The organism is Tsuneonella litorea, from assembly GCF_025154015.1.
Taxonomy (GTDB): domain Bacteria; phylum Pseudomonadota; class Alphaproteobacteria; order Sphingomonadales; family Sphingomonadaceae; genus Tsuneonella; species Tsuneonella litorea.
The window spans coordinates 319,802-346,049 of the sequence record NZ_JAOAMV010000004.1 but is presented as its reverse complement, the minus strand read 5'-3'; the positions used below and the strand labels follow the sequence as shown (position 1 = coordinate 346,049).

Genomic DNA, 26,248 nt, shown 5'->3' with positions numbered 1-26,248 from the left:
TAATGGCGCCTGCCTGACCCGGTGATCGGGGACTGTTCGGGAATCGGGCCAGGCCATCTATTGGCGTCTGCAATTGCGGCAACAGACAGAGCCGAGAACGGCAAGTTGAGGAACGTTCGTACGGTAGAGCCGAAGCCTGGCTTGGCGGTTGGGCGTGCGTCGATTCCGTGGTCCCACACTGCACACTGATACCGGCTGTCGTTTGCGCGCCAATCGATGATTCCGGGCGCTCTCCAGTGCTTAGGCTGCGTTGACAAAAGACTTCAGCCATAGCCGGGCGGCGGCGAGGTTGAGGAAGCTCTCAAACGAGAGGACGGTTTTGTCGTAGCGTGTGGCAATGCGGCGCTGCTGTTTCAGCTGGAGACCCGCAAAAACCTGTAGCGTTTTTGCGATGATGGTGATTCATTGATCGAGAGCGATCATGGAGAGCCGTGGTGGATCCGAAGTCCCTGTTCAGTTTGAGCGACCATCTTGAAGCATTGAGCAAGGAGGGTGATCCGCTCGAGGTTTTGCAGCAGACCGTGGACTTCGAGTACTTCCGGGTCTGGCTGGTCGAGGGTCTGGGCTACGGCGATGGCGCCAAGGGTGGCCGTCCGCCGTTCGATCCGGTCATGATGTTCAAGGCTCTGATCCTGCAGGCGCAACACAATCTGTCCGACGCGCGAATGGAGTTCATGATCCGGGACCGCCTGAGTTGGCTGCGTTTCCTTGGACTGTCACTCGGGGACCGCACGCCTGACGAGAACACGATCCGGCATTTTCGCAACCGCCTGACCGAGACCGGAACGCTCAAGCGGGTGATGAAGGCCTTCGACTGGCAACTCCAGAAGAAGGGCTACATCCCGATGTCGGGGCAGATTGTCGATGCCTCGCTGGTGCCTGCGCCCAAGCAGCGGAATACTGAAGGTGAACGCGAGGCGATCAAGTCCGGTATGAGCGCGAAGGAAATCTGGCCGGACGAGCCGAACAAGGCCGCGCAGAAGGATATTGATGCGCGCTGGACGCTCAAGATTGGTGGCAAAGTCCGCTATCGCGCGGACGGCACGCCATTGCCCATGATTGCCCTGCCAGTCTTCGGCTACAAATCCCACATAAGCATCGACCGGCGCTTCGGCTTCATTCGGGAGATGGCGGTGACTTCGGCGTCGGCCGCCGACGGGCGCCTTCTGCGCCAGGTCGTCAGTACGGACAACACCGGTTCCGAGGTCTGGGCAGACAGCGCCTATCGCTCAAAGCGTAACGAGAAATGGCTGTCGGACCGGATGCTCACGTCGCGCATCCATCGGCGCAAGCCCATGGGCAAGCCCATGCCGAAGTCAACGGCGCGGGCCAACGCTGCCAAGTCCTCGATCCGCGCCCATGTCGAACACGTCTTTGCCCATCAGAAGAACAGGTTCGGGCTGTTCATCCGAACCATCGGCCTTGCCCGCGCCGAAGCGAAACTCACCCTGTGCAACCTGGCCTACAACTTCAACAGGCTGATCTTCCACGATCGCCGGGAAAGCATGGGCTGATTCTGCCCGCAACCCGGGCAAGACGGGTGAAATCGACCGGAATGCCCTCGAAAAGGGACCGAAGGCGCGCCCAACAGCGTCCGGCAGCATTGGCATCATCTGCCGTCAGGCTACCAAACCGTGAAAGACCCGGTTTTTGCGGGTCTCCAGCTTGCCGAACATGCGCTCGATACGGTTGCGATCCTTGTATCGCCGATAGTCAGGATGCGCTGGTGCCTTGCGGTTCGATCGGGGCGGAATGATGGGCAGGATGCCGCGCATGAGCAGACTCTCGCGGAATTTGTCGCCGTCATAGCCCTTGTCGGCCAGTAGTGCCTTCGGTTTGGGCAGCGGCAGGGACATCAGGTCGTCGACAGCTGCATAATCGGAAGCCTCACCACCGGTCAGGATGAAGCCGACAGGGAGTCCCTGATTGTCGCAGCGAGCGTGGACTTTGCTCGTAAAGCCGCCGCGTGATCGACCAAAAGCCTGCGCAAGAGCCCCCCTTTTCCGCCCACCGCCGAGACATGGCCGCGAACGGTAGTGCTATCGATCATGTGCTGCCAGTCGTCGGTAAGCCCCAGATGGACCAGCGTTTGCAACAGCGCATCCCAAACGCCTTGCTCCGCCCAGCGCCGGAACCGGACATAGACCGAATTCCACTTGCCGTACCGCTCGTGCATGTCGCGCCAGGGGCAACCCACGCGCAGGACATGCAGCATTCCGTTGAGAAACCGCCGGTTGTCGCCGGCAGGCCGAGCCCAGCGTCCGCGTTCAGATGGCAGCAGCGGTCCGATCAACTCCCATTCCGCATCCGACATATCGCCACGACCCATGACTGCTCCCCAAAGAGCAGCCTTGAATCAGAACCTGGGTCGTTTGGGAATCCCTTTTGTCAACACGGCCTAGGGTCAGGACCCATTACCCGCACCGTCGAGGCGGCAGAATGGCAAACAGATCGGGCGGCAATTCCCGCCGGGAAGGCTGGTTGCCTTTCCAAGGGGATTGCCGTTCGAGATGGATGCCATTCCGCCGTCCCGCAGGGATTTGGCCAAAATGGCCCGTTGCTGCGTCAGGAAGTCTTGAAATATCGACATATTCCTGCACTTTCCTTCCTTGCACCGAGCCATTTTGACTCAAGCCTCGATAGCGCGGGTAATGGGTCCTGACCCTAGGAAGTCGGTGAAGGGCTGAACGTTCCAAGTAGTCCGTCTCCGCCAATCTCGATGTCGCTGCTCGCCAAGATATTCCGCCTGGTTCTATCTAGTTTCCGGGTCATGTCAGCGTTCTTGCCCGTTGTTCGCCGAATGGGGCAGCCTGGAACGAAATCTGGATGGGAATGCAATGGTTGAGGAGAAGCGCAAGTCGCGCAAAGTGATAATAACGTGTGCGGTCACCGGAAGCATCCACACGCCGTCGATGTCACCGCACCTGCCGATCACGCCAGACGAAATCGCCAGCGAAGCGATTGCCGCAGCCGAGAGCGGCGCTGCAGTGATCCATCTCCACGCGCGCAACCCGCAAGACGGTAGGCCGACGCAGGATCCGGATATCTACGGCCAATTCCTTCACCGAATCAAACAAGCGAGCGACGCGGTGCTTAATATCACCAGCGGCGGCGCGGTGACCCTGACGCTTGAGGAACGTCTGCGGCCCGCAGCGAAGTATGCTCCGGAAGTGGCTTCACTGAACATGGGGACGATGAATTTCGGTCTCTATCCGATGTTGTCGCGGTTCACCGAATTTCGGCACGATTGGGAGCGGCCCTATCTCGAAAACAGCAGGGATTACATCTTCCGCAACACGTTCGCCGATATCGAATGTATCCTGAATACGTGTCGCGACAACGGTACGCGATTCGAATGCGAATGCTATGATATCTCGCATCTCTACAACCTTGCACATTTCCTCGATCGTCAGCTGATCGAACCGCCGGTGTTCATCCAGTCGGTGTTCGGTCTGCTTGGCGGCATCGGCGCGCATAGCGAGGATATCGCCCACATGAAACGAACCGCAGATCGGCTGTTCGGAGATCGGTTCGTATGGTCGGTTCTGGGTGCCGGGCGAATGCAGATGAACGTGGCGGCGCAATCCCTCTTGTTGGGCGGGAATGTTCGCGTCGGGCTTGAGGACAGCCTGTGGAGCGGGCCGGGTCGGTTGGCGACGAGCAATGCCGAGCAGGTCGCCCATATCCGAAAAGTTATCGAGAGTCTCGGTCTCGAAGTAGCAACCCCCTCAGACGCGCGCGAGATGCTACAGCTCAAAGGCGGCGATCAGGTCAACTTCTAGATATGAATGTCAGGATCAAGGAGTGATATGATGCGGCTTGAAAACAAGGTTGCCGTGATCACCGGCGGGTCGGGCGGCATCGGAAGCGCGGCGGTAAGGCTTTTCGTCGAGAACGGCGCGAATGTGCTTGCCGTCGACCGGGACGAGGATCGCCTTCAAGAAGCGATCGCCGGCCTCAATCCGGAGAAGGCAGCCTATTGCTGCGCAGACGTCTCGCAGGAAGCGGACGTGGATGCCTATATGCGCGCGGCGGTCGAACGCTTCGGCGGCGTTGATATTGCCCTTCTAAATGCAGGTGTGCTGGGCGAACTGCTCCCCATAACAGAATATCCGGTGGAGATGTTCGATGCGGTCACATCGGTCAACTTGCGGGGCGCTTGGCTGGGCCTGCGCGCCGCTTTCGGCCATATGAAGGGGCGGGGCGGCGGAAGCATCGTCATGACTTCGTCGGTGCAAGGCCTGTCCGCTATCCAATACACTACCGCCTACACCGCCAGCAAACATGCGGTCGTCGGCATGATGCGCGGTGCTGCGCTGGAAGGCGCGCAATTCAAGATTCGCGTCAATACGGTTCATCCAGGGCTTACAAATACGCAGATGATGGGTGGACTTCATGAGCAACTTGCCAGCGAGGCGGAAACCGAGCAGACCGCGCAAGGCATCATGGATGATTGGGCGCAGACCGTTCCCATGCGCCGCTATGCCTCGCCGGTGGAACTTGCGCGGTTGATGCTGTTCTTGGCCAGTGACGATGCGAGTTACTGCACGGGTCAGACTTACGTCGCCGACGGCGGCCTGCTTACGTCCTGGACGCCTACAGTGACCGAAGACGGGATGCAGGGGCACAACAGCAGTGGGCCCCGAGTGTGATTGGATACCTGAATTGAAAAAGCTTTTCCCTGACGCCCGGTCCGCGCTTGACGGTCTCTTGCGCGATGACCTGCTGATCGCCAGTGGCGGCTTTGGCCTGTGCGGCATTCCCGAACGGCTGATCGACGCCGTGGTGGAGAGCGGCGTGAAGGGCCTGACGGTGGCATCCAACAATGCCGGGATCGACAACGAAGGCCTCGGCAAGCTGCTGCGCACCAAGCAGATCAGGAAAATGATGGCCAGCTACGTCGGCGAGAACAAGGAATTCGAACGCCAGTTCCTTTCGGGCGAGCTGGAAGTCGAGTTCTGCCCGCAGGGCACGCTGGCCGAACGCATGCGCGCCGGTGGCGCGGGCATCCCCGGCTTCTATACCAAGACCGGCGTCGGCACGCAAGTCGCCGAAGGTAAGGAAGTGAAAAACTTCGACGGTCAGGATTACATTCTGGAACAGGGCATTTTCGCCGATCTCGCGCTGGTAAAAGCGTGGAAAGCGGATGAAAGCGGCAACCTCGTCTTCCGCAAGACCGCGCGTAACTTCAACCTGCCCGCCGCGACCTGTGGCAAGATCTGCGTTGTCGAAGTGGAAGAGATCGTGCCGACCGGATCGCTCGATGCCGACTGCATCCACCTGCCCGGCGTCTATGTTCAGCGCATGATCCTGGGCGCGCCATATGACAAGAAGATCGAATTTCGGACCGTGCGCACCAAGGAGGCCGCATAATGCCCTGGACCCGTGACGAAATGGCCGCCCGCGCCGCAAAGGAGCTGGAGGACGGTTTCTACGTGAATCTCGGCATCGGCATCCCGACGCTGGTGGCAAACCATATTCCCGATGGCGTCGAAGTGACCCTGCAGTCGGAAAACGGCATGCTGGGCATCGGCCCCTTCCCTTACGAGGGCGAGGAGGATGCCGACCTCATCAATGCGGGCAAGCAGACGATCAGCGAACTCGACAAGAGCGCTTATTTTGACAGCGCCGCCAGCTTTGCCATGATCCGCGGCGGTCACATCGACTTGACCGTGCTGGGCGCGATGGAAGTCGACGAGAATGGTGACATCGCCAACTGGATGATCCCGGGCAAGATGATCAAGGGCATGGGCGGCGCGATGGACCTTGTCGCGGGCGTGAAGAAGATCATCGTCGTCATGGAGCACAATTCCAAGGCCGGTGCGCCCAAGTTCATACCCGAATGCACGCTGCCGCTGACCGGCAAGAACGTGGTCGACATGATCATCACCGATCTCGCCGTATTCCAGCGCTCCGACCATGAAAGCCCGTTCAAGCTGGTCGAACTGGCCCCCGGCGTCACGGCCGAGGAAGTGGCGGAAAAGACGACCGCCAAATTTGAGATGAACTCTCATTTTGTGTTGCAAGGATAGCAATTCGAACAGGCAGATATCATGGATCAAGAGAATGATAGTCCCGTTGTTCTGCGCACTCTCAGTGAGAGAGTTGCACTTGTAACTATTAATAGACCAAAAGCCAGAAACGCCATTAATTCGGAAGTTGCAAATCTTCTGGAAGAGGTGTTGAAGAAAACTGAATGCAATCCCGAAATTGATGTCGTAATTCTTACAGGATCTGGCGGCACGGTATTTTCGGCCGGCGCAGACCTAAAAGAAGTTGCTGCCGGGAGGTTTTCGAGTCTCTTTACCGAGTGTGGCGGCTTTGCAGGATTTGTGCATGCTAAGCGCAGAAAGCCTTGGATCGCAGCAGTCGATGGGCTGGCGCTTGCAGGTGGATGTGAGATTGCCCTTGCGTGCGATCTGATTGTCGCATCGGAGTCGGCAGAATTCGGTCTTCCAGAAGTGTCGCGAGGGCTAATCGCTTCTGCTGGCGGTTTGTATCGCCTGACCCGTTCTTTGCCTAAGGTGCTTGCAATTGAGCTCATTTTGACCGCTGGTCGTCTTCCGGCGGCGCGCGCGATGGCTTTCGGTTTGGTCAATCGAATCACTGAGGATGGCTGCGCGGTGGATGCTGCGCATGATCTCGCTTTGCAAATATCTGTAAATGCACCTTTAGCGGTACGGGAAAGTCTTGGTATTGCGAGGCTATCCTATGATCTATCCGAAGAAGCACTACAAAAAATGAGCGAAGAATCGCAAGAGCGCTTGATGGTAACAAAGGATTTTACGGAGGGTCCAAAAGCATTTGCAGAGAAACGTAATCCGGAATGGAGTCGTGTTGGAATTTAGCGGGGTAACGCCTCATACGTTCGATGGCCAATTTCCAAACCAGCCATGACAGGTCTAGATCTAGTTTTCGGAGAAATGATTGACGCGCAGTCGGGTCAGGGCCTGCGCCGGACGTTGCGGCCTGCCGCGCTGGCAGGGGCGGGGCGGATCGTGCGGGACGGGCGGGAAATGCTCGATTTTTCCAGCAACGACTACCTTGGCCTCGCGCGGCATCCGCTGCTGGCCGAACGCGCGGGCGAATGGGCAGCGCGCATGGGTAGCGGCAGCGGCGCATCGCGGCTGGTGACAGGGACGCACGAGGCTCACCTCGCGCTCGAGGACAAGATCGCGCGGTTCAAGGGGACCGAGGCGGCGCTGATCTTCGCATCGGGCTGGCAAGCGAATGCGGCGGTGATTCCCGCGATTCTGGCGGCCGTGCCGGGGGCGGTGGTGCTGACCGACCGGTTGAACCACGCCAGCATGCACGCAGGCTGCAATGTCGCGGGCATTCGCCAGACGCGGTTTGCGCACAACGACATGGCGGCGCTTGAAAAGCTGCTGGCCGAAAGCGCCGATGCGCCCGCGCGCGTGATCCTGACCGAAAGCGTCTTCAGCATGGATGGCGACCGCGCCGACATGGCTGAACTGGCGCGTCTGGCGCAGGAATACGACGCATTGCTCTATGTCGACGAGGCTCATGCGACCGGTGTTCTGGGACCGAAAGGCGCGGGGCTTTCCGCGACGGTGCCAGGCGCAGTGGACGTCACGATGGGCACGTTCAGCAAGGCGCTGGGCGGGTTCGGCGCCTATGTCGCAGGCTCGCGCGTGCTGATCGACTACCTCGTCAATGCGAGCAGCGGCTTCATCTACACCACCGCGCCGCCGCCCGCCGTTCTGGGCGCGATCGATGCGGCGCTGGACCTCGTGCCGGAGATGGACGCGGAGCGCGCCCATCTTGCCGCACTGGGCGACCGGCTGCGCGAAGGGCTGACCGCGCGCGGCTTCGACGTGGCTGCGTCGAGCACGCAGATCGTGCCCGCCGTGATCGGTGAGGCGGAGGACGCGCTGGCGCTTTCGGCGCGGCTGGAAGAGGCCGACATGATCGCATCCGCCATCCGCCCCCCGACGGTGCCCAAGGGCACGAGCCGCCTGCGCCTCGCCCTGCGCGCGACGCATGGGCACGAGGACATCGATGCCCTGCTGGCCGCGATCGGTGATCGGGTGTGACGGTGTTGCTGTTCATGCACGGCTGGGGCTTCGATGCCTCGATCTGGTCGGGTGTCGTGAGGCATTTGGGCAGGTTCGATTGCCGCATGGCCGACCGCGGCTATTTCGGCGCGCCGATCACGGTGGAGAGCGATGGGCCTTGCGTGGTCGTGGGGCACAGCCTTGGTGCGATGCACTGGCTGGCGGATTTGCCCGAAGGGTGCCGAGGCATGGTAGCGGTGAATGGGTTCGACCGGTTCGTCGAAGGCGATGACTTTCCCGGTGTGCCGCGACGCCCGCTGGACCGGATGATCGCGCGGCTGCCGCAGGCTCCGGCGCAAGTTGTCACGGATTTTCGCACGCGATGCGGAGCGGAAGCTGTTGCGGGGACGCCTGAACTGGCGCCGCTGCTCGCCGATCTCGAACTGCTGCGTGACGGCGACTTCCGCGATGCTGCGGGTGGTCTGCCGGTGCTGTCGTTGCAGGGTGCGAATGACCCGCTGCTGCCCGACACGATGCGGGGCGCGATCTTTGCGAAGGCAAGCGTGACCCGCATGACTTGCGAGAACGCGGGCCATCTCCTCCCGCTTGAAGCGCCCGAATGGACCGCCAATGCCATCGCCGACTTCGCGAGGGCCGTAGCATGAACGCTGTCGAACGCGACCGGATCGGCGCGGCCTTCGGTTCGGCCCGCGACTATGACCGCCATGCGCGGGTTCAGCACGATGTTGCCAGCGAACTTGCCGCGCGCATCGCCGCGCTCGACCTGCCGGACAGCCCGCGCATTCTCGAGATCGGGTGCGGGACGGGGTTCCTGACACAGGCGCTGATCGATGCGGGTGTCGGGGGCGAATGGCTCATCACCGACATCGCGCCTGCCATGGTCGGACGGTGCAAGGCGCGCGTGGGCGAGAGTGCGGGGCGGCGCTTTGCGGTGATGGACGGCGAATACGGACTGCCCGAAATGGGCGAGTTCGATCTCGTCTGCTCCAGCCTCGCGATGCAGTGGTTCGACGATCAGGACATGGGCCTGGCGCGAATGTTGCGCAGCGTGAAAGTCGGCGGGCATTGCCTGTTCGCAACGCTGAGCGCGGGAACTTTCGCCGAATGGAGCGACGCGCACGAGGCGGAAGGGCTTGAGGCGGGAACGCGCCGGTTTGCGCCTCTGAGCGAGCTAGAGAACATGCAGACAGATGGGCGGGTCGGCGATCTGGTCTCGCAGCACCGGGTCGAACGCCACGACGATGCGCTGGGCTTCCTGCGCAGCCTGCGCGCCATTGGGGCCGGAACGCCGCAGCCTGCTCACCGCCCGCTCGGCCCTGCTGAAATGCGCCGCGTCATGGCGCGGTTCGAGGAACGGGGATCGGCGGTCACTTACGAAGTCGTCATCGGGCATTTCTGCAGGAGCGCGCCGTGAACCCCATCGTCGTCACCGGCACCGACACCGACATCGGCAAGACCGTTTTCGCCGCCGCGCTGGCCGGCGCACTGGGCGCGCATTACTGGAAGCCGGTGCAGGCGGGCACCGACGAACACGGACGCACCGACCGCAACCGCGTGATCGAGCTTTCGGGCCTACCGCAAGACCGTTTCGTGCCGTCCGCCTACGATCTCGCCACGCCCGCATCGCCACACATCGCGGCAGAGATCGACGGGGTGACGATCGATCCGGCGCGGCTGTCGCTGCCCGGTGTCGAAGGTCCGCTGGTCATCGAAGGCGCGGGCGGCGCGCTCGTGCCTTTGACGCGCGACCTTCTATACGCCGACATGTTCGCAAAGTGGGGCGCGCCGGTCATTCTCGTGGCGCGCACTGCGCTCGGCACGATCAACCATTCGCTGCTTTCGATCGAGGCGCTGCGCTCGCGCGGGGTGCCGATCCTTGGCGTTGCTTTCGTAGGCGATGCGGTCGAGGACAGCGAGGCGATCATTGCCGCGATGGGCAAGGTGAAGCGGCTGGGCCGCCTGCCATTCGTCGACCCGCTCGACGCAGCGACCCTAAGCGCGGCGTTCCGCGAAAACTTCGACCTTCAGGACTTCCGCGCATGACATCCCCGATCTGGCATCCCTTCACCCAGCACGGACTGGAAGAGGCGATCCCGACTGTCGTGAAGGGCGAGGGCGCGCTGCTCCACACCGCTGACGGTCGCGAGGTGATCGACGGCATTTCATCGTGGTGGGTGACGACGCACGGGCACAACCACCCGCCGATCATCGACGCAATCCGCGAGCAGGCGACGAAGCTGGATCAGGTGATCTTCGCGGGCTGGACCCACGAACCTGCAGAAGAAGTCGCGCGCGGTCTGCGCGAGATGATGCCCGACGCGCTGACCCGCGTGTTCTTTTCCGATTCCGGCTCCACGGCGGTCGAAGTCGCGTTGAAGATGGCGCTCGGTTACTGGCAGGCCCAAGGTGAGCGGCGCGAAGGCATCGTGGTGATGGAGCATTCCTATCACGGCGACACCATAGGCGCGATGTCGGTGGGCGAGCGCGGGGTCTTTAACCAGGCCTATCAGCCGCTGCTGTTCGATGTCGCCAAAGTGCCGTTTCCGGCCAAGGGCGCGGAGCAGGCCTGCTACGACGCGCTGGACAGCGCCTGCGCGAACGGGGCGGCGGCTTTCATTGTCGAGCCGCTGGTGCTCGGCGCGGGCGGGATGCTGATGTATTCGCCGGAGGTGCTGGCCGAAATGCGCGCCATCTGCGCGCGTCACGGCACGCTGTTCATTGCCGACGAGGTCATGACCGGCTGGGGCCGCACCGGCACGCTGCTGGCCTGCGAACAGGCGGGCGTCGTGCCCGACATCCTATGTCTGTCGAAGGGGCTGACCGGCGGGGCGATCCCGCTGGCCGTCACGATGGCGAGCGAACCGATCTGGGAAGCGCATTACAGCACCGACCGCGCCAAGATGTTCTTCCATTCATCCAGCTACACCGCCAACCCCATCGCCTGCGCGGCGGCGGCGGCGAACCTTGCGATCTGGCGCGACGGGCCGGTGCGCGATCAGGTGGCGACGCTGGCGGAGCGGCAGGCACAGCACCTTGCCGCTCTGGCTGCCCAGCACGAGATCGAGAACGTGCGCCAGTGCGGCACGATCGCGGCTTTCGATGTTCCGGGTGCGCAGGGCTATCTGGCCGACGTTCAGCCGCGCCTCTTGAAGTTCTTCCGCGAGAACGACCTGCTGCTGCGCCCGCTGGGCAACACCGTTTACGTGATGCCGCCCTACTGCATTTCAGAGGCGCAGCTCGCCCGCGTTTACGAAGTCATCGCCTCTGCGCTGTGCTCGCTGCGCGAACCGGCGCACGACAGGGCCTTAGCGTCACGAGGCCGTGCGCGCCGGCAAGGTGGTCTACTTCATCTCACTCGCCGATCTGATCGCCCAGCTTGCCAAGGCCGAACGTGAAGGCACGCTCATCCATGATAGCCGGTCCCGGATCATGAACTCCATGCGAGCATCGGAGAGGTTGTGCTGCGCCTGGACCACAAGAACCTTGAACATCGAGACCGGATCGAACCGTGGCCTACCGCCCTACGCCCCATCGCTGTATCCTAGCCCCTTTACCAGTAGGGTGCGGAAAAGCTCAAAATCCACGGCCTCGCCTAATACCTCAAGCGGATTGCCAACCCGGCTCAGCCGCTCCAAATGCTCCGATAGCGAAAACAGGGTCGATGGACGCATCAGCGATATCTCCTCGCGGATGCTGAATCACATCAGCATGCAAAATGCGAGCGGTTATTGCGGGCGTCCAGCTTGGGCGAGCGTGCCGGGTTCCAGCGCAACGAGCGCATACTGTCATTGGGTCCGCGCTACGTCGTGGCCTTTCCGGGCAATTGTATTCTCTAGAGGCTCGTCATCGAGGCCAAAGCACGGCGCATCACCGTTGTCGACCGGCGCGGCCCGCTGGGAACTAGGCCGCACCAGTAATTTTATGAGCCCACCACGCGCACGGCGCGGTGACGACAATGTCAGCTTTCAGAGATTGGGAGAGGTACTCTACTGAGTAGGATGCGGGCCTGTTTCAGATGCGGAAGGTCGATCATCTCGCCGTTCAGTTGAGCCACGCCACGTGTAGGATTGCTGTTAAATAGTTCAACAATTTCGCGCGCGCGTTTGAGTTCCACTTCGGTTGGCGTAAAGGCCTCATTGATCACAGCGACCTGCAATGGATGGATTGCCATCATGCCGGTAAAACCGTCCCGCCGTCCGCGCGCGGCATAGGCGGCAAGGCCTTCGACGTTCCTGATGTCGGGATAGACGGTCTCGATCGCGGCGACGCCTGCGGCATGCGCGCCGAAGAGGGTGAGGTTGCGGGCCATCTCGTACGGCTGGGTATAGCTTCCGTCATCATTGCGGGACGAAGCTGCGCCGATGGCGGCGGGCAGGTCTTCGGCGCCCCAAGTCAGGCCCATCAGAGGAGTCGTCACCTCGCGATAGGTGCCAAGCTCGAAGATCGCGATCGGGGTTTCGGTGACGATCGGCAGGATCGGGATCGCCTCACCCTGCATGAGTTCGACGAGCCGGTTAACGCTTTTGGCACCCTCGGCCTTGGGCAACATCACCCCGGCGGGCGGGTGCGGCAGGACGGCGGCAAGATCGCGTGCGGTTTCTTGCCCATCCAGCGGATTGACGCGGACGATCACCGGCAGGTCGACGTGCGATTTGAGGAATTCCGCCACGCACTCGCGGCCCTTGGACTTGTTTGTCGGCGTCACCGAATCTTCAAGGTCGAGGATGATCGCATCGGCGCCGCTGGCAGCTGCCTTAGCAAAGCGTTCAGGCCGGTCGGCAGGAACGAAGAGCAAGCTGCGCAGCCTCATGCGTCGGAACCCTTGATCAGCGCCATGCGAAGGCACTCGCAAGCCACCTCGTCACGCTGATTGAGCAGGCGATGCCGGAATGTCACAATACCCGAACCCGGACGTGACTTGCTTTCCCGCTTCTCCACGACTTCAGTCTGCGCACGCAGCGTATCGCCGATGAATGTCGGCTTGGGGTGGAGCAGCTTGTCATAACCAAGATTTGCCACCAGCGTGCCGAGCGTCGTGTCGCTCACGCTCAGTCCCACCATCAGCGCGAAGGTAAAAGTGCCGTTCACCAAGATCTGGCCGAATTCGCTTTCGCGGGCGGCCTCGGCATCGATATGGAGCGGTTGGGGATTGTGGGTCATGGTTGAGAACAGCAGATTGTCTGTCTCGGTCACCGTGCGGCAAATGTCGTGCACGATGGTGTCGCCCACCTGCCACTCATCGAAGAACTTGCCCGCCATCAGTCGTTCCCCGCCTCGACGCGCGCCAGAAGGGCCTCGACCTCGACCTGGCTGCCGACTTCGGCGGACAGTTCGGCCACCGTCCCGTCGAACGGCGCGGTCAGGGCATGCTCCATTTTCATGGCCTCCAGCACCATGAGGCGCTGGCCTTCCTTCACCTCGTCACCCTTGGCGACGTCGAGCGCGAGAACCTTGCCCGGCATCGGCGCGAGGATGTCGCCATCGTGCGCGGAACCATGGCCCGATCCGCGCATCACGGTGTCGAAACCGTATCCCATGCCATCGGCGAAGACGACGACATGATCGCCGTCGGCATAGCCGGTGACCAGCGTATCGTCGGTGGAAAAGAAGTCGGGCGTCACTTCGCCGACGGCCGTGCTGTCCGCCTCTGCCGCTGCCATGTCGACCACGCGCCCTTCCCCGCGATGGGAAAGCCATACGGTGCGGTGCACCGGCGCGTTCAGGCGGAAACCGGCAAGCTCTCCATCTGCATCGCCATAGGCAATGCGCGCCGCCACGTTCCAGACCATGTCGTCGGCAACACCGTCCGGCACCAGTTCGTCGCCGTGGCGCTCGATGAAGCCGGTGTCCAGCACGCCGTCACGGAAGTCTTCTGCGTCCAGCGCGCGGACAAGGAAGCCCGCGTTGGTGCGCACCGGCCAGACCTCTGTATCGGCAAGCGAGGCGACGAGATCGTCGATCGCGCTGTCGCGGTCTTCCGCATGGCAGACGACCTTGGCGATCATCGGGTCATAGAAGGGCGAGACCTGTCCGCCTTCCTCGACACCGGTTTCGATGCGGGTGGCAAGGCCGAACGACAGGTGATCGAGCCGCCCCGTGCTGGGCAGAAAGCCGCTGGCGGGGTCCTCTGCATAAAGGCGTGCCTCGATCGCGTGGCCATTGATCGACAGCTCGTCCTGACCCTTGGGGATGATCTCACCGCCGGCAACGCGGATCTGCCATTCGACCAGATCGACGCCGGTGATTTCCTCGGTCACGGGATGTTCGACCTGAAGGCGCGTGTTCATTTCCATGAACCACGTGCGGTCGGCGCGCAGACTCTCGCTGGCGTCGGCAATGAACTCGATCGTGCCTGCGCCTTCGTAATTCACGGCCTGCGCGGCCTTGACCGCTGCGGCGCAAATCGCCTCACGAGTTTCGGCGTCCATGCCGGGTGCTGGTGCTTCCTCGATCACTTTCTGGTGGCGGCGCTGCAGCGAACAGTCGCGTTCAAACAGGTGCACGACGTTGCCGTGGCTGTCGCCGAAGACCTGCACCTCGATATGGCGGGGCGATAGGATGAACTTCTCGATCAGGACGACATCGTTGCCGAAACTGGCCCGCGCCTCGCGGCGGCAGGATTCGAGGGACGCCATGAAGTCGCCCTCGGCATCAACCTTGCGCATCCCCTTGCCGCCGCCACCGGCAACGGCCTTGATCAGCACGGGATAGCCGATCGCGTCCGCCTCGGACTTCAGCCGCTCGTCCGACTGGTCGTCGCCCATGTAGCCTGGCGTGACCGGCACGCCCGCCTCGGCCATCAGTGCCTTGGCCGCGTCCTTCAGGCCCATGGCATTGATGCTGGCAGGCTTGGGCCCCACCCAGACGAGCCCTGCGTCGAGCACGGCCTGCGCGAAGGAGGCGTTCTCTGACAGGAAGCCGTAGCCGGGGTGAATCGCCTCTGCGCCGGTTTCCTTGGCGGCGGCGATGATGCGGTCACCGATCAGATAGCTTTCGGCAGCAGGCGACGGGCCGATATGCACCGCCTCGTCCGCCATGCGAACGTGGAGCGATTTTGCATCGGCATCGGAATAGACCGCAACCGTGCGGATACCCATTGCGCGCGCGGTGCGGATGACGCGGCAGGCGATCTCGCCGCGATTGGCGATGAGGATTGATTTGATCATGAATTCGCTATCCAGAAAACGACTGCGACGATGGCGACGACAAGGATCATCTTCCCGGCAAAGGCCCAGATCATCCAGCGCGGCATGCCCGCATTGGCAGGACGCTGGCTGGTAGGGTTCGGGGCGGATTGATCCTCGCTCATCGCGTTACATCCTGAATACGCCGAAGGGCGCACGGTCGGGGATCGGGGCTTCGAGTGCGGCGGCAAAGGCAAGGCCCAGCACGTCGCGGGTCTGCGCCGGGTCGATCACGCCGTCGTCCCACATGCGCGCGGTGGCGTAGTAGGGGTTGCCCTCGTCCTCGTACTTCTGGCGGATCGGGGCCTTGAACTCTTCGGCTTCCTCCGCGCTCCACTTTTCGGCGTCGCGGTGGACGGTGGCGAGCACGCTGGCCGCCTGTTCGCCGCCCATGACCGAGATGCGGCTGTTGGGCCACGAAAACAGGAAACGCGGCTGATAGGCGCGGCCCGCCATGCCGTAGTTGCCCGCCCCGAAGCTGCCGCCGATCAGCACCGTGATCTTCGGCACTTGCGCCGTGGCGACCGCGGTCACCAGCTTCGCGCCGTGCTTGGCAATGCCCTCGGCCTCGTATTTGCCGCCGACCATGAAGCCTGAAATGTTCTGCAGGAACAGCAGCGGAATGCGGCGCTGGCACGCCAGTTCGATGAAGTGCGCGCCCTTTTGCGCGCTTTCGGAAAACAGCACGCCGTTGTTGGCAAGGATCGCGACCGGCATCCCGTGGATGTGGGCAAAGCCGGTGACGAGCGTATTGCCGTAGAGCGGCTTGAACTCGTGAAATTCGCTGGCGTCGACAATGCGCGCGATGACTTCGTGAACGTCATAGGGCGCGCGCACGTCGTCGGGGATGATCGCGTAAAGCTCGTCCGCGTCGTAATTGGGCGGAACGGCAGCCTGAAGGTCGAGCTTCGCGCCTTCATTGCGGCCTAGGTGGCTCACGATATCGCGCACGATAGCCAGCGCGTGTTCGTCGTTTTCGGCCAGGTGATCGGCCACGCCCGACTTGCGCGTATGCAGGTCGCCGCCACCAAGGTCCTCAGCTGATATTTCCTCGCCCGTCGCGGCTTTCACCAGCGGCGGCCCTGCAAGGAAGATCGTGCCCTGTTCGCGCACGATCACGGTTTCATCGCTCATCGCCGGAACATAAGCGCCGCCCGCGGTGCAGCTGCCCATGACGCAGGCGATCTGGGGAATGCCCATCCCGCTCATCCGCGCCTGATTATAGAAGATGCGGCCGAAGTGGTCGCGGTCGGGGAAGACTTCCGCCTGATAGGGCAGGTTCGCGCCGCCGCTGTCGACGAGGTAGATGCACGGCAGGCGGTTTTCTTCCGCGATCTCCTGCGCACGCAGATGCTTCTTCACTGTCATCGGGTAGTACGATCCGCCCTTCACGGTGGGATCGTTGGCGATGATCATGCACTGGCGGCCCGACACGACGCCGATGCCTGCGATCATGCTCGCCCCGTGAACGTCGCCGCCATACATGCCGTTGGCGGCAAGCTGGCCGACCTCGAGGAACGGCGCGCCGGGATCGAGCAGACGTTCGACACGATCGCGCGCCAGCAGCTTGCCGCGCGCGACATGGCGTTCGCGATGGCGTTCGGCACCACCGAGCGAGGCCTCTGCCACCTTGGCGCGCAGTTCATCGGCCAGCGCTTGGTTGTGGCGGCTGCGGGCCTGCGCCTCGGGCGAGGACAGGTCCAGCTTCGTCGTCAGAACCGGCGCGCTCATCCCTTCATCAACTCCCGTCCGATCAGCATGCGCCTGATCTCGTTCGTGCCCGCCCCGATGTCGAGCAGCTTGGCATCGCGCAGGAAACGCTCAACCGGCCAGTCGGTGGTATAGCCCGCGCCGCCCAGCGCCTGCACTGCCTCGCCAGCGGCACGAAAAGCGTTCTCGCTGGCCAGAAGTATCGCTCCGGCGGCGTCGAAGCGCGTCGTCTGGCCCGCATCGCAGGCCTTTGCGACGGCATAGGAATAGGCCCGCGCCGATTGCAGCCCGACATACATGTCGGCGATCTTCGCCTGCATCAGCTGGAATTCGCCGATCGGACGGCCGAACTGCTTGCGTTCGCGGACGTATGGAATGACGACGTCGAGACAGGCCTGAATGATGCCGAGCTGCACACCGGAAAGCACGACACGCTCGTAATCGAGGCCGCTCATCAGGACTTTCACGCCCTCGCCGACACCGGCCATCACGTTTTCGTCCGGCACGAAGCAGTCGTCGAAGACCAGCTCTGCCGTGGGCGATCCGCGCATGCCCATCTTCTCGATCTTCTGACCGATGGAGAAACCTTCGAAGTCCTTCTCGATCAGGAAGGTCGTGATGACGCCCCCCCTCTTTCCTTCAGGCCCCGCATCGGGGTCGGTCTTGCCGTAAACGACCAGCGTGTCGGCATAAGGCGCGTTGGTGATCCAGAACTTGGTGCCATTGAGCACCCAGCCGCCATCGGCCTTGTCGGCGCGCATTTTCATCGACACGACATCGCTGCCCGCGCCCGCCTCGCTCATCGCGAGCGAGCCGACGTGTTCGCCGCTGACCAGCTTGGGCAGGTACTTCGCCTTCTGCGCGTCGCTGCCCCAGCGGTGGATCTGGTTGACGCACAGGTTCGAGTGCGCGCCATAGGAAAGGCCGAGCGAGGCGCTGGCGCGGCTCACTTCCTCGACCGCGATCAGGTGGTCGAGATAGCCGAGATCGAGCCCGCCGAACTCTTCCGACACGGTCACGCCGTGCAGGCCAAGCTCACCCATCTGCTGCCACAGCTCGGCGCGCGGAAACCAGTCGTCGCGGTCGATGCGGTCGGCTAGCGGCATGATCTGTTCGTCGGCGAAACGCGCGACGGTGTCACGGATCATCGTGGCGCTTTCGCCCAGTGCGAAATCAAAATCGGGGGTCGCGCGCATGTCTATCCTCTCCAAATCATCTCAGTCATACGAGGACAAAGTCGGCCTAGACAAATTGAAATGAGGTTCGCCATGTCATAGACACCGCCTATGATCGAGCGTTACCTGATCCGCTATTTCATCGCCGTCGTAGATAGAGGTAGCTTTTCCCGCGCTGCCGCAATGGCGCATGTGTCACAGCCAACCCTGTCTGCGGGAATAGCAAAGCTGGAACGGCTGCTCGGGACTCCACTTTTCAAACGAGACAATCGTCGAGTTGAACTCACCGCTGCAGGTGCCCGGTTTGTCGAACATGCCCGTGCTATCGAACGTGCCTTCACCGGTGCTGAAACAGTGGGAAGTGGCGAGGCGGCGGCGCAATTGCTCCGCATCGGGATTGCATCAACGCTGCCCCCCGTCATGGTCGGGGCTGCGGTGGCGACAGCGCGCAAGGCTGACACCAATACCCGGATCGAGATACTTGATGGCCGGATGCGTGACCTGTTACAACGGCTGGATCGCGGCAGGCTTGATGCGGTTATCGGGCCCGTGCCGGCCTCGCGCGAGATGGTGCGGGAAATTGGGCGCGAAGACTATGCGATGGCCTTTGCTGCTAGTCATCCGCTTGCCCGGCGCAGTGCTGTTGCCCCAGCCGAACTGGTCAACGAAACGATGCTGGTGCGTCGGCAGTGTGAAGCTTTACCCGAAACCAGCCGCTTCTTTACGACGCACGGTGTACGACCCTTCATGGCGTCCCGTACTGATGATGACGAGCGCGCCTTGGCGTTGGTTGCGTCGGGACTGGCAATAACTCTTGTGCCGCGGTGTTATGCTCGAAAAGGCATTATTTTGCTTCGTCTGGAACGATTCGACGTGGAACGGACCATCGGCCTCGTCAGTGACCCAGATGCAATGGTTCGGATAGGCACCTCAACGGTTTTGGCGGCGTTGTGCGATAGTTTCCAAGAGGCACTTCTACCTCCAACATAAACCGTCACTTTCTGGTGTTCTGATAGCAGATACCTCTCCCAACACCGGGGCGACTATCTCCGCAACATGCAGCCATCCCAGCAGTCCCACCGACCGGATGGGAGCTGAACTATAACCACATGGATCTCGAAGTGCTCCATTCCAACTGCAACGAGGTTCTCGATGCCGACATCGAAAGCCTCGATGCGATCTGACAGAATCTGCAGCGGCGCGTCGGTCGCCGTTCTGTCCGGGCCCGTTGAATTTAAACTTCAGCGCCGCAGCAGGCAGGTCGGAGCGGTACGCAGAGCGGGGATTAAGGATGTCGCTGGCATTGCTTGATATCGGTGGAGTCATTCCGCTCCCTCACTCGGCCTCGCCATCGGCGAGGCCTTTTCTTTGCCGCGACCGGCACTAGCTAGGCGGCGAGGAGAGGAAACCCGACATGCCGCTTCGGATCACCATGCATCGCAACAACAAGGAACCGATCGATTGCGTCTGCCTCGGCGATCTGGCCGAGGCGATCGCGGTCGCACGCGAGGCCAGGGAAGCCGAGGGCTGCATCGCCGTGCAGGTCTGGAGTGCCGACGGACAATTGCTTCACGAAGACGGCAAACTCGACTAAATCTTTGCACAGCCGCGCCGCGAGCGGTTGTGACGATGCCCCGGCATCGTTAGCCCGGATCGACGCATCAGGGGGTCAAGACCATGTCGAACTATTCCACGCATCAGGGCAAACCGGACCGGTGGTCGCACCCGGTGCAGAATCTCGACCCGTCGCTGCGACGCGCGCGATACGGGCGGCTGCAGCCGCTGGAAATCCCGTCGCTGTTCGAGCGCATTTTCCGTCGCCGGAGCTGACCCGGCGTCCAGTACGAGGCGCTGCCGGGATGGGCGACGGCGTGACCGTCGACGCCGGTAAGCAGTTGCGCGATTGGCGGACCTTTGCAAGATAATGCGGGCCATCTTCTGCCGATCCCTGCCTTGCCTGATTAATCGCAGACTGACCCGATCGAGGACCATGTCGGCGCGAATGTGCGGCCTAGCTGAAGGTGCATCTGCGTTTCATCCAGGTCCCGCGCTTGTCCCTGATCGCCGCTGCGTCCCGTAGGGCGAGTAGCCGAAGGGATGGTCTATCCGCCATGCATTTGCTGGCATGATGGCGAGCAGATGACGCACGTCGATCCACGAACAGGGCCAGTGGCAATCCTCCTGCCAGCACCGAATTCCATTCCGGCTTTGTCGCGAACATTCCTGAACCAGGTCAGCTGATCCCTGCAACCCGCAGCCCCGCCGGCCGTGTTGGCAGCGTCTCCCCCGCGCGATTGCGGTGCAATCTGCGGGGCGCTGCCTGCCCGCACCACCCGGCGTCTGCGGGTTCCCCTTGGGTCGGTGACCCTGCGGTGCAGATCTCCCATGCCCTGCTTCTGACCGGAGTTCGCAAGCCGGAAATGGTTTCCGGTTTGGGAGCAGAAGGAAATCTACCCATGACCAATATCGCAATCCTCGTCGGCCGTATCGCCCGCGATCCCGAAACCCGCACCACGCAAGGGGGAACCACCGTCACTACGATCTCGCTGGTCACCGACCGTCCGGCCCGCGACAAGGAAGGCAAGACCTACAAGGACGAGAACGGCTACACTGCCAAGGACAGCGAGTTCCACCGCGTCACCTGCTTCAACGGCCTCGGCCAGAACGTCGCGAAGTACTGCAGCAAGGGCCAGCTCGTCAGCCTCGAAGGTCGCATCCACTACACGCAGTGGAACGACCAGGACGGCAACAAGCGTTACGGCTGCGAGATCCTCGCCGACAAGGTCGACTTCCTGTCGCGCCCGAACCGCTCGGACAACCAGGATGCCCCGCCGATCGACGAGGACTGATCGGCACGGTACAACGACAAGGCCCCGCTGGCATGCGCCACCGGGGCCTTTTTCTTGCTTGTCCTGCTGATAAGGCAGGGCAGGCGAAGCGCAGATTGCAGCCTGCCTTACAGCATTACGACGATGTCCTGAGACGTTCGAGCGCGGCATCGAGACCCATGGCCGATGCCTGTTTGACGAGCCGCTTGAGCTTGCCGGCTTCGAGCGTTTCGGCGCCGCATTCGAGCAACATCGCTCCCAATTCCTGCGCTGCCTTCTGGCGCAATTCCGCTTCCCTGGCATTGAGCTCGGCGCGTTGTTCGCGGAGGCGAGTGAGCGCATCGCGCGCATTTCTGGACCTTGCCATTGTCGTTTCATCCTCTGGCTGAAGGTCCCCTCGCGGAGCATTCTGCCACAGGACAAATGTTCTGCAAAGGTTCTTGTTTGCGGTGAAGCGAGGGCATGTACTTCACCGAGAGGGGGGAGGTCTCTCTCGCAGTCCCTGTCATGGTGATGGCGGCTTGAGGGCCCGCGTCAAGGACGGACGGTTAGGTCACGTGGTAGAAATCTGTCCTGATTGTAACCAGCGTTGAGCAGGGAACAGGCCGGCCGCCGCGCTAACCCATAAAGCTGGCGGTGGTCGGACTGTTCCCGGGGCACGGCGCTTGCGATGTGACGCAAGCGCGACCGCAGGTCGCGCCCGGTCACGGGAGAGCAGACATGGTCACCATCGTGCGCGCGGTCGAAGGCTGCCCGAATATCCCGCCGAACTTTCCGATCCTGCTGACGAACAGCATGAAAATCATCGAGCCGGCCTTCGAGTACCTCATGGAAGTTGCCACCCTGCATGGCCGCACCCGCAGTCGGGAGACGCTGCGTACTTATGGCGAGCATCTCTACGACTGGTTCGACAGCCTCGAGCAATCCGGTATCGCCTGGCATGACGTGTGCGCCCAGACCATTGCCGCTAGGCAACGCGCTCAGGATCACGCTGGTCATTATCCCCACTCCTGTCCTGCATCAGGAACCGGCGCGAATCATACGCCGATCGATCGCCAGGAGCCATTCCTATCGGCCCCGGAAACCGAGCATCGTAGGGCCGCAGGCGCACCCACGGGAAGTAACGGCAAGTCCCTCCATCCGGATTACGCTCCTATCACTGAAACTCGCCGGTGAAGCTGGGAACAGAGAGCACACCCTACCCCTCACCGGGAGTCGATCTTTGGCGTAAGATATTGATCTGCAATACCTTTGTCCGCACGCCCCGAAATCCCGCAAAACTGACCATTGGTCACCGCGCTGACCACATGTGACCAACTGCTCCAACCCTCTGACAGCAAACGTATTTCCGCGCTTGAATTTGCAGCTTGTTCTATCTATGTTCTAAATCAAGGAGGCGGATCGTAAAGGGGCGTGGAGAATGCCCGAATGTCGCGACGCCATCACCTTGCCTGCTATGTAACGCAGGATATCTTCGACCAGTTCTGTGCATTGGCGACAAGCCGCCACATGACGGTGACGGGCCTGCTGCGCAAACTTGTCGTCGACGAACTCGACGCCGCTGCGCTGCTCGGTCCGGGCGATCTGGAGCGCAATGTCATGTTCACGGCAAGGGCGGTGGGCGCGCTGCTCGAACGCCATGATCCCAAACTCTATGCGCAGGTAATCGCAGCCTGGCGCAGCGACCTTTCCGGCGAGGACCGCGGCGATGTGGGATGACGCGCGCTCCACCTTTGACGAGCCGTTCTACCTCACCCGCTGGGTCGGTCCGAAGCTGGCCGTCGCTATCGTTTTTGCAGTCCTTTACCTGTCGATCCGGTACCAGCTGGAGGTCCATTCCAGCGTCACCACCAACACCTTCGGCCTGGCCCATGCCAAGGCGAATTTGTTCCTGTTTCTGGGCGCGAGCGGGGACGCACAGTGGTACTTCTCCGGTGGCGGCGAAAGCTTCGTTGTGCGGCAGGACGTGGTCGCCACGACGAACCCTTTCGTGGCGGCATGGGCCCATATGCTGGACCGGATCGTGCGCGGCACATGGATCGCGGCAGGTCTGTTATTTGCACCGCCAGCGCTCTGGCATTCGTTGCCGGTTCTGGAGGAGGCTTTGGCCCGGATCAGGGTGCAACGTGCTCGGCGGCGTGAACGGAGTACGCTGCTAGAAGACGTACCGGTTGAGCCCCCGGTACGGACCAAACCACGGCGGCGGCCCAAGTCCAAGGCGGTGCGTGGCGATCAGCTTTCCTTGCCCTTTGCCGAACCTGACGGGGGGCGGCCCCAGACGCCGAGCGATGCGATCGATCCGGTGCCAACACGCATTGTTCGACGGACGGAACAAGCACCAACGCGCCCACCCGATCCGGCCTCTGAACTGCCACCCGCCTTGCCGCCGCCGGTGACCTCCGAGGAACCCCGGTTCGTTCCCGGTCAGGCCCGCCGCAAGTCAAAGCGTGAGGACAAATAATTGCTCTCGGTCGCATCGGTTCGCTCGGCAGGTGGGGCAGCTTCGTACTTCGCTGCCGACAACTACTACACCCGCGAACAGGGCCAGGGCGAATGGTTCGGAAAGGGCGCCGAGGCATTGGGCCTGACGGGCAGGATCGATGCAAAGCAGTTCGAGGCCGTGCTGCGCGGCGAACTCCCGGACGGTTCGCGCGTGGGGCGCGAAGGCATCCACCGTGCCGGGATCGACCTCACATTTTCGATGCCCAAGAGCTGGTCGCTGATTGCGCTTGTGGGTGGAGACCGGCGGATTATCCAGGCCTATGGCGAGGCGGTGAAGGCAACGTTGACATGGGCGGAAAGGAACGCGGCACAGGCGCGGGTCGATGACGGGAAAGGGCAAAGACAAGTGTCGACAGACAACCTTGTCGTCGGCCTGTTCGAGCACGACACGAGCCGCGCGCAGGAGCCGCAAAGCCACTTCCATGCCGTCATCGCCAACATGACCCGGTTGCCGGGTGGCGAATGGCGGGCCCTGCGCAACGACAAGCTCTGGACCTACAATACGCTATTGAACTCGATGACCATGGCGCACTTCCGCCGCAGCGTCGAAGCGATGGGCTACAGGATCGGCGACCGTTCGAAACACGGCAACTTCGAAGCAGCCGGTATCGCGCGCAACATGGTGATGGCATTCAGCACCCGCCGTCAGCAGATTCTAGCCAAGGTCAGCGAGATGGCATCGCGTTCGCCGCAAGCTCTACAGGCTGCCACGCTGATGACCCGCGAGGACAAGGCGCCGATCGAGGATCGCGGCGCGCTCTATGCGGGATGGAAGGAGTCCGCCACCGAGATCGGGCTTGACCTGGCCGCCATCCGCGCCGAGGCCGATCACAGGTTCCAATTCGAACCGAGCATAACCCAGCGCATGGGCGAAGTGTGGAGCACGATTGCAGACAAGGCGCGGGATATTGCCGATCGCTTTGCCAGTGCAGTCGGCCTGCAAGCCACCGATCCCTATCTGCCGCAGAGGTTCCCCAGGCAGACACCGGGGGATATTGCCGCTGCCCATGCGGTGGCGTCTGCCATCCGGCACCTCGAACAACGCGAGGCAGGCTTTGCCGTCACGGACATCGCCAAGGCCGCGCTGGACTTCGGCCTGCCGACAACCATCGATGAGGTCGAAAGGGCGATTGACCGACAACTGCGCAATGGGAACCTGCAACGCGGGGCTGACGAGCCTGCCGGACTGGTCACGACCGCGCAGGCGCTCGCGACCGAACGGCGCATGCTGGACGCGATCGACAAGGGGCGCGGCGCTGTTGCGCCGATCCTGTCGTCCGATCTTGCCGGAGAAAGCCTCCAGCACTTTGCGCGAGATACCAACGGCTTTGCCCTCAATCCCGGACAGGAAGCGGCAGGACGCATGATGTTTGCGTCCTCCGACCGGACCATTGCCATCCAGGGTATAGCCGGGGCGGGCAAGTCGAGCCTGCTTGCACCCGCCGCGCGCCTGTTCGAAGCGCAGGGCCGCAAGGTCATGGGGCTGGCCATACAGAACACGCTGGTGCGCCAGCTGGAGCGCGATACCGGTGCCTCGATGACCGTAACCCGGTTCCTGAAGGCCTATGCCGGGGAGGTCGATAGAACGGTCAGGGCGGAAATGGCAGGCAGCGTGCTCGTGGTCGACGAAGCCTCGATGATGGCCAATGCCGATCAGCTGAAACTGGTCGAGGTCGCCAACCGGCTCGATGTCGCGCGCCTCGTGCTGATCGGCGATGCACGGCAGCTTGGGGCGGTCGATGCCGGTAAACCCTTTGCGCTTGCACAGGACGCCGGGATCGCGACCTCGCACATGGACCAGAATGTCCGAGCCCGCGACGATATGATCCGCGAAGTCGCGAAAGCCGCGCAGGCAGGCGACGTGAGTAAGGCCATGGCCCTGCTTGGCGGCAAGGTAGTCGAAGCCGATGGCAGCGTGGTCGAACAGGCCGCGCGACAATGGCTCGATCTGCCGAGGGAAGAGCGTGATCGAACCATGATCTTTGCATCGGGCCGGCGCCTTCGCGATGCGGTCAACCTGACCGTGCAGGCGGGCCTTCGCGACAAGGGCGAGCTTGGTGGGGGCAGCCTGACCGTCCGGGCGCTCGACCGGGTCAACCTCACCAACGAGGAACTGCGCTATGCCCACCACTACAAGCCGGGCCGGATTGTCGAGCTGGCCAAACCCGTCAAGGCGCAGCGGCTTGCCTCGGGGCTCTATGCGGTCACCGGCGTGAACGGGAATGGCCGCGTGGGACTGGTCGATGCCCAGGGCAAGGCGCATCGCTTCGATCCTGACCGCATCCGGCCCGGGCAGGACAATCGCATCGCGCTTCACGAAGAGAGGGAGCGGACCATCCATGGCGGCGATCGCATCCGCTGGACGACGAATGACCATCAGCGAGGACTGCTCAATGCCGATCGCGCCACGGTGACAGCAATCGGCAGGTCCCATGTCGACATCGAGACTTCGACCGGCATGAAGATGACCCTGGCAAAAACCGATCCGATGCTCTCCCGGATCGATCTGGCCTATGCCTACAACGCGCACATGGCGCAGGGCATGACGACCGACAAAGCGATCGTCGTCATGGAAGCACGCGATACGAAACTGCTGACCCGGCAGAACTTCCTCGTCTCGGTGACGCGCGTGCGCGATGATCTCACTGTCTATGTCGACAAGGCCGACCAGGCCCAGCGAAAGCTGGAACTGCAATCGGGCGAAAAGACTTCCGCGCTGGAAACCGTGGGCGAGAAGGAGCCCAAGGCGCCCGAACTCGAATTGCAGCGCGAGCGGGTCAAACCGTTCGAGATCGGCATTTGACGGCTTGTTC

At 62.3% G+C, this 26,248-nt stretch carries 26 protein-coding genes and 3 pseudogenes; 20 read left to right on the top strand and 9 right to left on the bottom strand.

The genetic code is table 11. The annotated features are described in order from the left end of the window. Positions 1-431 precede the first annotated feature (431 nt). Entirely contained in the window at positions 432-1,514 is a 1,083-nt protein-coding gene (locus N0B51_RS10060) for a transposase (protein ID WP_375545950.1), read from the top strand. A gap of 105 nt (positions 1,515-1,619) precedes the next feature. Here the strand turns inward: N0B51_RS10060 and N0B51_RS10055 are convergent. Further along, positions 1,620-2,314, bottom strand: a pseudogene (locus N0B51_RS10055) (IS5 family transposase). Between the two features lie 523 nt (positions 2,315-2,837). On the opposite strand from N0B51_RS10055, the gene kce reads away from it, so the two are divergent. The 10 genes and pseudogenes from kce (at position 2,838) to N0B51_RS10005 (ending at position 11,431) form a co-directional block, all read left to right on the top strand. Beyond that, positions 2,838-3,782: a 3,5-dioxohexanoate:acetyl-CoA acetone transferase gene (gene kce / locus N0B51_RS10050; RefSeq protein ID WP_259962243.1), complete on the top strand. Its 945-nt coding sequence runs from the start codon at positions 2,838-2,840 to the stop codon at positions 3,780-3,782. Between the two features lie 27 nt (positions 3,783-3,809). Continuing rightward, positions 3,810-4,652 carry an SDR family NAD(P)-dependent oxidoreductase gene (locus N0B51_RS10045; RefSeq protein ID WP_259962192.1) on the top strand — a complete coding sequence of 281 codons (843 nt, stop codon included), beginning with the start codon at positions 3,810-3,812 and terminating at the stop codon, positions 4,650-4,652. A 13-nt stretch (positions 4,653-4,665) separates the two neighbouring features. Then, on the top strand, positions 4,666-5,373 hold the full coding sequence (locus N0B51_RS10040; RefSeq protein WP_259962191.1) for a CoA transferase subunit A: 708 nt from the start codon (positions 4,666-4,668) through the stop codon (positions 5,371-5,373). After that, positions 5,373-6,032 carry a CoA transferase subunit B gene (locus N0B51_RS10035; protein ID WP_259962190.1) on the top strand — a complete coding sequence of 220 codons (660 nt, stop codon included), beginning with the start codon at positions 5,373-5,375 and terminating at the stop codon, positions 6,030-6,032. Before N0B51_RS10040 ends, N0B51_RS10035 begins: the two co-directional genes overlap by 1 nt. A gap of 21 nt (positions 6,033-6,053) precedes the next feature. Then, on the top strand, positions 6,054-6,848 hold the full coding sequence (locus N0B51_RS10030; protein ID WP_259962189.1) for an enoyl-CoA hydratase-related protein: 795 nt from the start codon (positions 6,054-6,056) through the stop codon (positions 6,846-6,848). 75 nt (positions 6,849-6,923) lie between these two features. Then, the gene (gene bioF / locus N0B51_RS10025; protein ID WP_259962188.1) at positions 6,924-8,054 is read left to right on the top strand and encodes an 8-amino-7-oxononanoate synthase; all 1,131 of its coding nucleotides are present in this window, start codon (positions 6,924-6,926) and stop codon (positions 8,052-8,054) included. Next, on the top strand, positions 8,051-8,680 hold the full coding sequence (locus N0B51_RS10020) for an alpha/beta fold hydrolase (protein ID WP_259962187.1): 630 nt from the start codon (positions 8,051-8,053) through the stop codon (positions 8,678-8,680). Before bioF ends, N0B51_RS10020 begins: the two co-directional genes overlap by 4 nt. Continuing rightward, positions 8,635-9,096, top strand: a pseudogene (locus N0B51_RS14890) (methyltransferase domain-containing protein); the annotation flags it as partial. The gene N0B51_RS10020 and the pseudogene N0B51_RS14890, both read left to right, overlap by 46 nt. A 350-nt stretch (positions 9,097-9,446) precedes the next feature. Next, a complete protein-coding gene (gene bioD / locus N0B51_RS10010) occupies positions 9,447-10,079 on the top strand; it encodes a dethiobiotin synthase (protein ID WP_259962185.1) in 633 nt (210 codons plus the stop codon). Next, on the top strand, positions 10,076-11,431 hold the full coding sequence (locus N0B51_RS10005) for an adenosylmethionine--8-amino-7-oxononanoate transaminase (protein ID WP_311201838.1): 1,356 nt from the start codon (positions 10,076-10,078) through the stop codon (positions 11,429-11,431). The genes bioD and N0B51_RS10005 overlap by 4 nt, the downstream gene beginning before the upstream one ends. Here N0B51_RS10005 and N0B51_RS14885 read toward each other — a convergent pair. Continuing rightward, positions 11,378-11,527: a transposase gene (locus tag N0B51_RS14885; RefSeq protein ID WP_375545949.1), complete on the bottom strand. Its 150-nt coding sequence runs from the start codon at positions 11,525-11,527 to the stop codon at positions 11,378-11,380. The two genes, N0B51_RS10005 and N0B51_RS14885, sit on opposite strands and share 54 nt — an antisense overlap. 252 nt (positions 11,528-11,779) lie before the next feature. Here N0B51_RS14885 and N0B51_RS09995 point away from each other — a divergent pair. Next, a pseudogene (locus tag N0B51_RS09995) lies at positions 11,780-11,953 on the top strand (chromosome segregation ATPase); the annotation flags it as partial. 41 nt (positions 11,954-11,994) lie between these two features. Here the strand turns inward: N0B51_RS09995 and N0B51_RS09990 are convergent. Genes N0B51_RS09990 through N0B51_RS09965 form a run of 6 tightly spaced genes read right to left on the bottom strand, consistent with a single transcriptional unit; the run spans position 11,995 to position 18,126 of the window. Beyond that, entirely contained in the window at positions 11,995-12,846 is an 852-nt protein-coding gene (locus tag N0B51_RS09990; RefSeq protein ID WP_259962184.1) for an HpcH/HpaI aldolase/citrate lyase family protein, read from the bottom strand. Then, positions 12,843-13,295, bottom strand: a complete 453-nt coding sequence (locus N0B51_RS09985; protein ID WP_259962183.1) for a MaoC family dehydratase — start codon at positions 13,293-13,295, stop codon at positions 12,843-12,845. The genes N0B51_RS09990 and N0B51_RS09985 overlap by 4 nt, the downstream gene beginning before the upstream one ends. Then, entirely contained in the window at positions 13,295-15,202 is a 1,908-nt protein-coding gene (locus tag N0B51_RS09980) for an acetyl/propionyl/methylcrotonyl-CoA carboxylase subunit alpha (protein WP_259962182.1), read from the bottom strand. Before N0B51_RS09980 ends, N0B51_RS09985 begins: the two co-directional genes overlap by 1 nt. Further along, positions 15,199-15,345: a hypothetical protein gene (locus N0B51_RS09975; protein ID WP_259962181.1), complete on the bottom strand. Its 147-nt coding sequence runs from the start codon at positions 15,343-15,345 to the stop codon at positions 15,199-15,201. Before N0B51_RS09975 ends, N0B51_RS09980 begins: the two co-directional genes overlap by 4 nt. A 4-nt stretch (positions 15,346-15,349) precedes the next feature. Beyond that, positions 15,350-16,951 carry a carboxyl transferase domain-containing protein gene (locus tag N0B51_RS09970; RefSeq protein ID WP_259962180.1) on the bottom strand — a complete coding sequence of 534 codons (1,602 nt, stop codon included), beginning with the start codon at positions 16,949-16,951 and terminating at the stop codon, positions 15,350-15,352. Then, a complete protein-coding gene (locus tag N0B51_RS09965; protein ID WP_259962179.1) occupies positions 16,948-18,126 on the bottom strand; it encodes an isovaleryl-CoA dehydrogenase in 1,179 nt (392 codons plus the stop codon). The genes N0B51_RS09970 and N0B51_RS09965 overlap by 4 nt, the downstream gene beginning before the upstream one ends. A gap of 90 nt (positions 18,127-18,216) precedes the next feature. Between N0B51_RS09965 and N0B51_RS09960 the strand changes: the two genes are divergently transcribed. The 4 genes from N0B51_RS09960 to N0B51_RS09945 all read left to right on the top strand — a co-directional run bounded on the left by N0B51_RS09960 (position 18,217) and on the right by N0B51_RS09945 (position 20,954). Then, the gene (locus tag N0B51_RS09960; RefSeq protein ID WP_259962178.1) at positions 18,217-19,095 is read left to right on the top strand and encodes a LysR family transcriptional regulator; all 879 of its coding nucleotides are present in this window, start codon (positions 18,217-18,219) and stop codon (positions 19,093-19,095) included. A gap of 424 nt (positions 19,096-19,519) precedes the next feature. Next, entirely contained in the window at positions 19,520-19,699 is a 180-nt protein-coding gene (locus N0B51_RS09955) for a hypothetical protein (protein ID WP_259962177.1), read from the top strand. 83 nt (positions 19,700-19,782) lie between these two features. Next, a complete protein-coding gene (locus N0B51_RS09950; protein WP_259962176.1) occupies positions 19,783-19,935 on the top strand; it encodes a hypothetical protein in 153 nt (50 codons plus the stop codon). 626 nt (positions 19,936-20,561) lie between these two features. Next, positions 20,562-20,954 carry a single-stranded DNA-binding protein gene (locus N0B51_RS09945; RefSeq protein ID WP_066768330.1) on the top strand — a complete coding sequence of 131 codons (393 nt, stop codon included), beginning with the start codon at positions 20,562-20,564 and terminating at the stop codon, positions 20,952-20,954. A 115-nt stretch (positions 20,955-21,069) separates the two neighbouring features. On the opposite strand, the gene N0B51_RS09940 is transcribed toward N0B51_RS09945, so the two are convergent. Beyond that, positions 21,070-21,300, bottom strand: a complete 231-nt coding sequence (locus N0B51_RS09940) for a DUF6437 family protein (protein WP_259962174.1) — start codon at positions 21,298-21,300, stop codon at positions 21,070-21,072. A gap of 353 nt (positions 21,301-21,653) precedes the next feature. On the opposite strand from N0B51_RS09940, the gene N0B51_RS09935 reads away from it, so the two are divergent. From N0B51_RS09935 to mobF, 4 genes are all read left to right on the top strand, one after another. Further along, complete coding sequence (locus N0B51_RS09935; protein WP_259962173.1) at positions 21,654-22,109, top strand: hypothetical protein; 456 nt, start codon at positions 21,654-21,656, stop codon at positions 22,107-22,109. Positions 22,110-22,361: 252 nt separating this feature from the next. Beyond that, on the top strand, positions 22,362-22,652 hold the full coding sequence (locus N0B51_RS09930; protein WP_259962172.1) for a hypothetical protein: 291 nt from the start codon (positions 22,362-22,364) through the stop codon (positions 22,650-22,652). Continuing rightward, entirely contained in the window at positions 22,642-23,394 is a 753-nt protein-coding gene (locus tag N0B51_RS09925; RefSeq protein ID WP_259962171.1) for a hypothetical protein, read from the top strand. Before N0B51_RS09930 ends, N0B51_RS09925 begins: the two co-directional genes overlap by 11 nt. Then, the gene (gene mobF / locus N0B51_RS09920; protein ID WP_259962170.1) at positions 23,395-26,238 is read left to right on the top strand and encodes a MobF family relaxase; all 2,844 of its coding nucleotides are present in this window, start codon (positions 23,395-23,397) and stop codon (positions 26,236-26,238) included. Positions 26,239-26,248 lie beyond the last annotated feature (10 nt).

Bases quoted from the DNA above. Each gene is read 5' to 3' on its own strand.
- kce (WP_259962243.1), top strand. From the start codon at position 2,838: ATGGTTGAGGAGAAGCGCAAGTCGCGCAAAGTGATAATAACGTGTGCG.
- N0B51_RS09935 (WP_259962173.1), top strand. From the start codon at position 21,654: ATGGTCACCATCGTGCGCGCGGTCGAAGGCTGCCCGAATATCCCGCCG.
- N0B51_RS09950 (WP_259962176.1), top strand. From the start codon at position 19,783: ATGTCGAACTATTCCACGCATCAGGGCAAACCGGACCGGTGGTCGCAC.
- N0B51_RS09970 (WP_259962180.1), bottom strand. From the start codon at position 16,951: ATGAGCGCGCCGGTTCTGACGACGAAGCTGGACCTGTCCTCGCCCGAG.
- N0B51_RS09945 (WP_066768330.1), top strand. From the start codon at position 20,562: ATGACCAATATCGCAATCCTCGTCGGCCGTATCGCCCGCGATCCCGAA.
- N0B51_RS10035 (WP_259962190.1), top strand. From the start codon at position 5,373: ATGCCCTGGACCCGTGACGAAATGGCCGCCCGCGCCGCAAAGGAGCTG.
- N0B51_RS09975 (WP_259962181.1), bottom strand. From the start codon at position 15,345: ATGAGCGAGGATCAATCCGCCCCGAACCCTACCAGCCAGCGTCCTGCC.
- N0B51_RS09960 (WP_259962178.1), top strand. From the start codon at position 18,217: ATGATCGAGCGTTACCTGATCCGCTATTTCATCGCCGTCGTAGATAGA.
- N0B51_RS09965 (WP_259962179.1), bottom strand. From the start codon at position 18,126: ATGCGCGCGACCCCCGATTTTGATTTCGCACTGGGCGAAAGCGCCACG.
- N0B51_RS10030 (WP_259962189.1), top strand. From the start codon at position 6,054: ATGGATCAAGAGAATGATAGTCCCGTTGTTCTGCGCACTCTCAGTGAG.
- bioF (WP_259962188.1), top strand. From the start codon at position 6,924: ATGATTGACGCGCAGTCGGGTCAGGGCCTGCGCCGGACGTTGCGGCCT.
- N0B51_RS09985 (WP_259962183.1), bottom strand. From the start codon at position 13,295: ATGGCGGGCAAGTTCTTCGATGAGTGGCAGGTGGGCGACACCATCGTG.
- N0B51_RS09930 (WP_259962172.1), top strand. From the start codon at position 22,362: ATGTCGCGACGCCATCACCTTGCCTGCTATGTAACGCAGGATATCTTC.
- N0B51_RS09940 (WP_259962174.1), bottom strand. From the start codon at position 21,300: ATGGCAAGGTCCAGAAATGCGCGCGATGCGCTCACTCGCCTCCGCGAA.
- N0B51_RS14885 (WP_375545949.1), bottom strand. From the start codon at position 11,527: ATGTTCAAGGTTCTTGTGGTCCAGGCGCAGCACAACCTCTCCGATGCT.
- N0B51_RS09990 (WP_259962184.1), bottom strand. From the start codon at position 12,846: ATGAGGCTGCGCAGCTTGCTCTTCGTTCCTGCCGACCGGCCTGAACGC.
- N0B51_RS09925 (WP_259962171.1), top strand. From the start codon at position 22,642: ATGTGGGATGACGCGCGCTCCACCTTTGACGAGCCGTTCTACCTCACC.
- N0B51_RS10045 (WP_259962192.1), top strand. From the start codon at position 3,810: ATGATGCGGCTTGAAAACAAGGTTGCCGTGATCACCGGCGGGTCGGGC.
- N0B51_RS09980 (WP_259962182.1), bottom strand. From the start codon at position 15,202: ATGATCAAATCAATCCTCATCGCCAATCGCGGCGAGATCGCCTGCCGC.
- N0B51_RS09955 (WP_259962177.1), top strand. From the start codon at position 19,520: ATGCCGCTTCGGATCACCATGCATCGCAACAACAAGGAACCGATCGAT.
- N0B51_RS10005 (WP_311201838.1), top strand. From the start codon at position 10,076: ATGACATCCCCGATCTGGCATCCCTTCACCCAGCACGGACTGGAAGAG.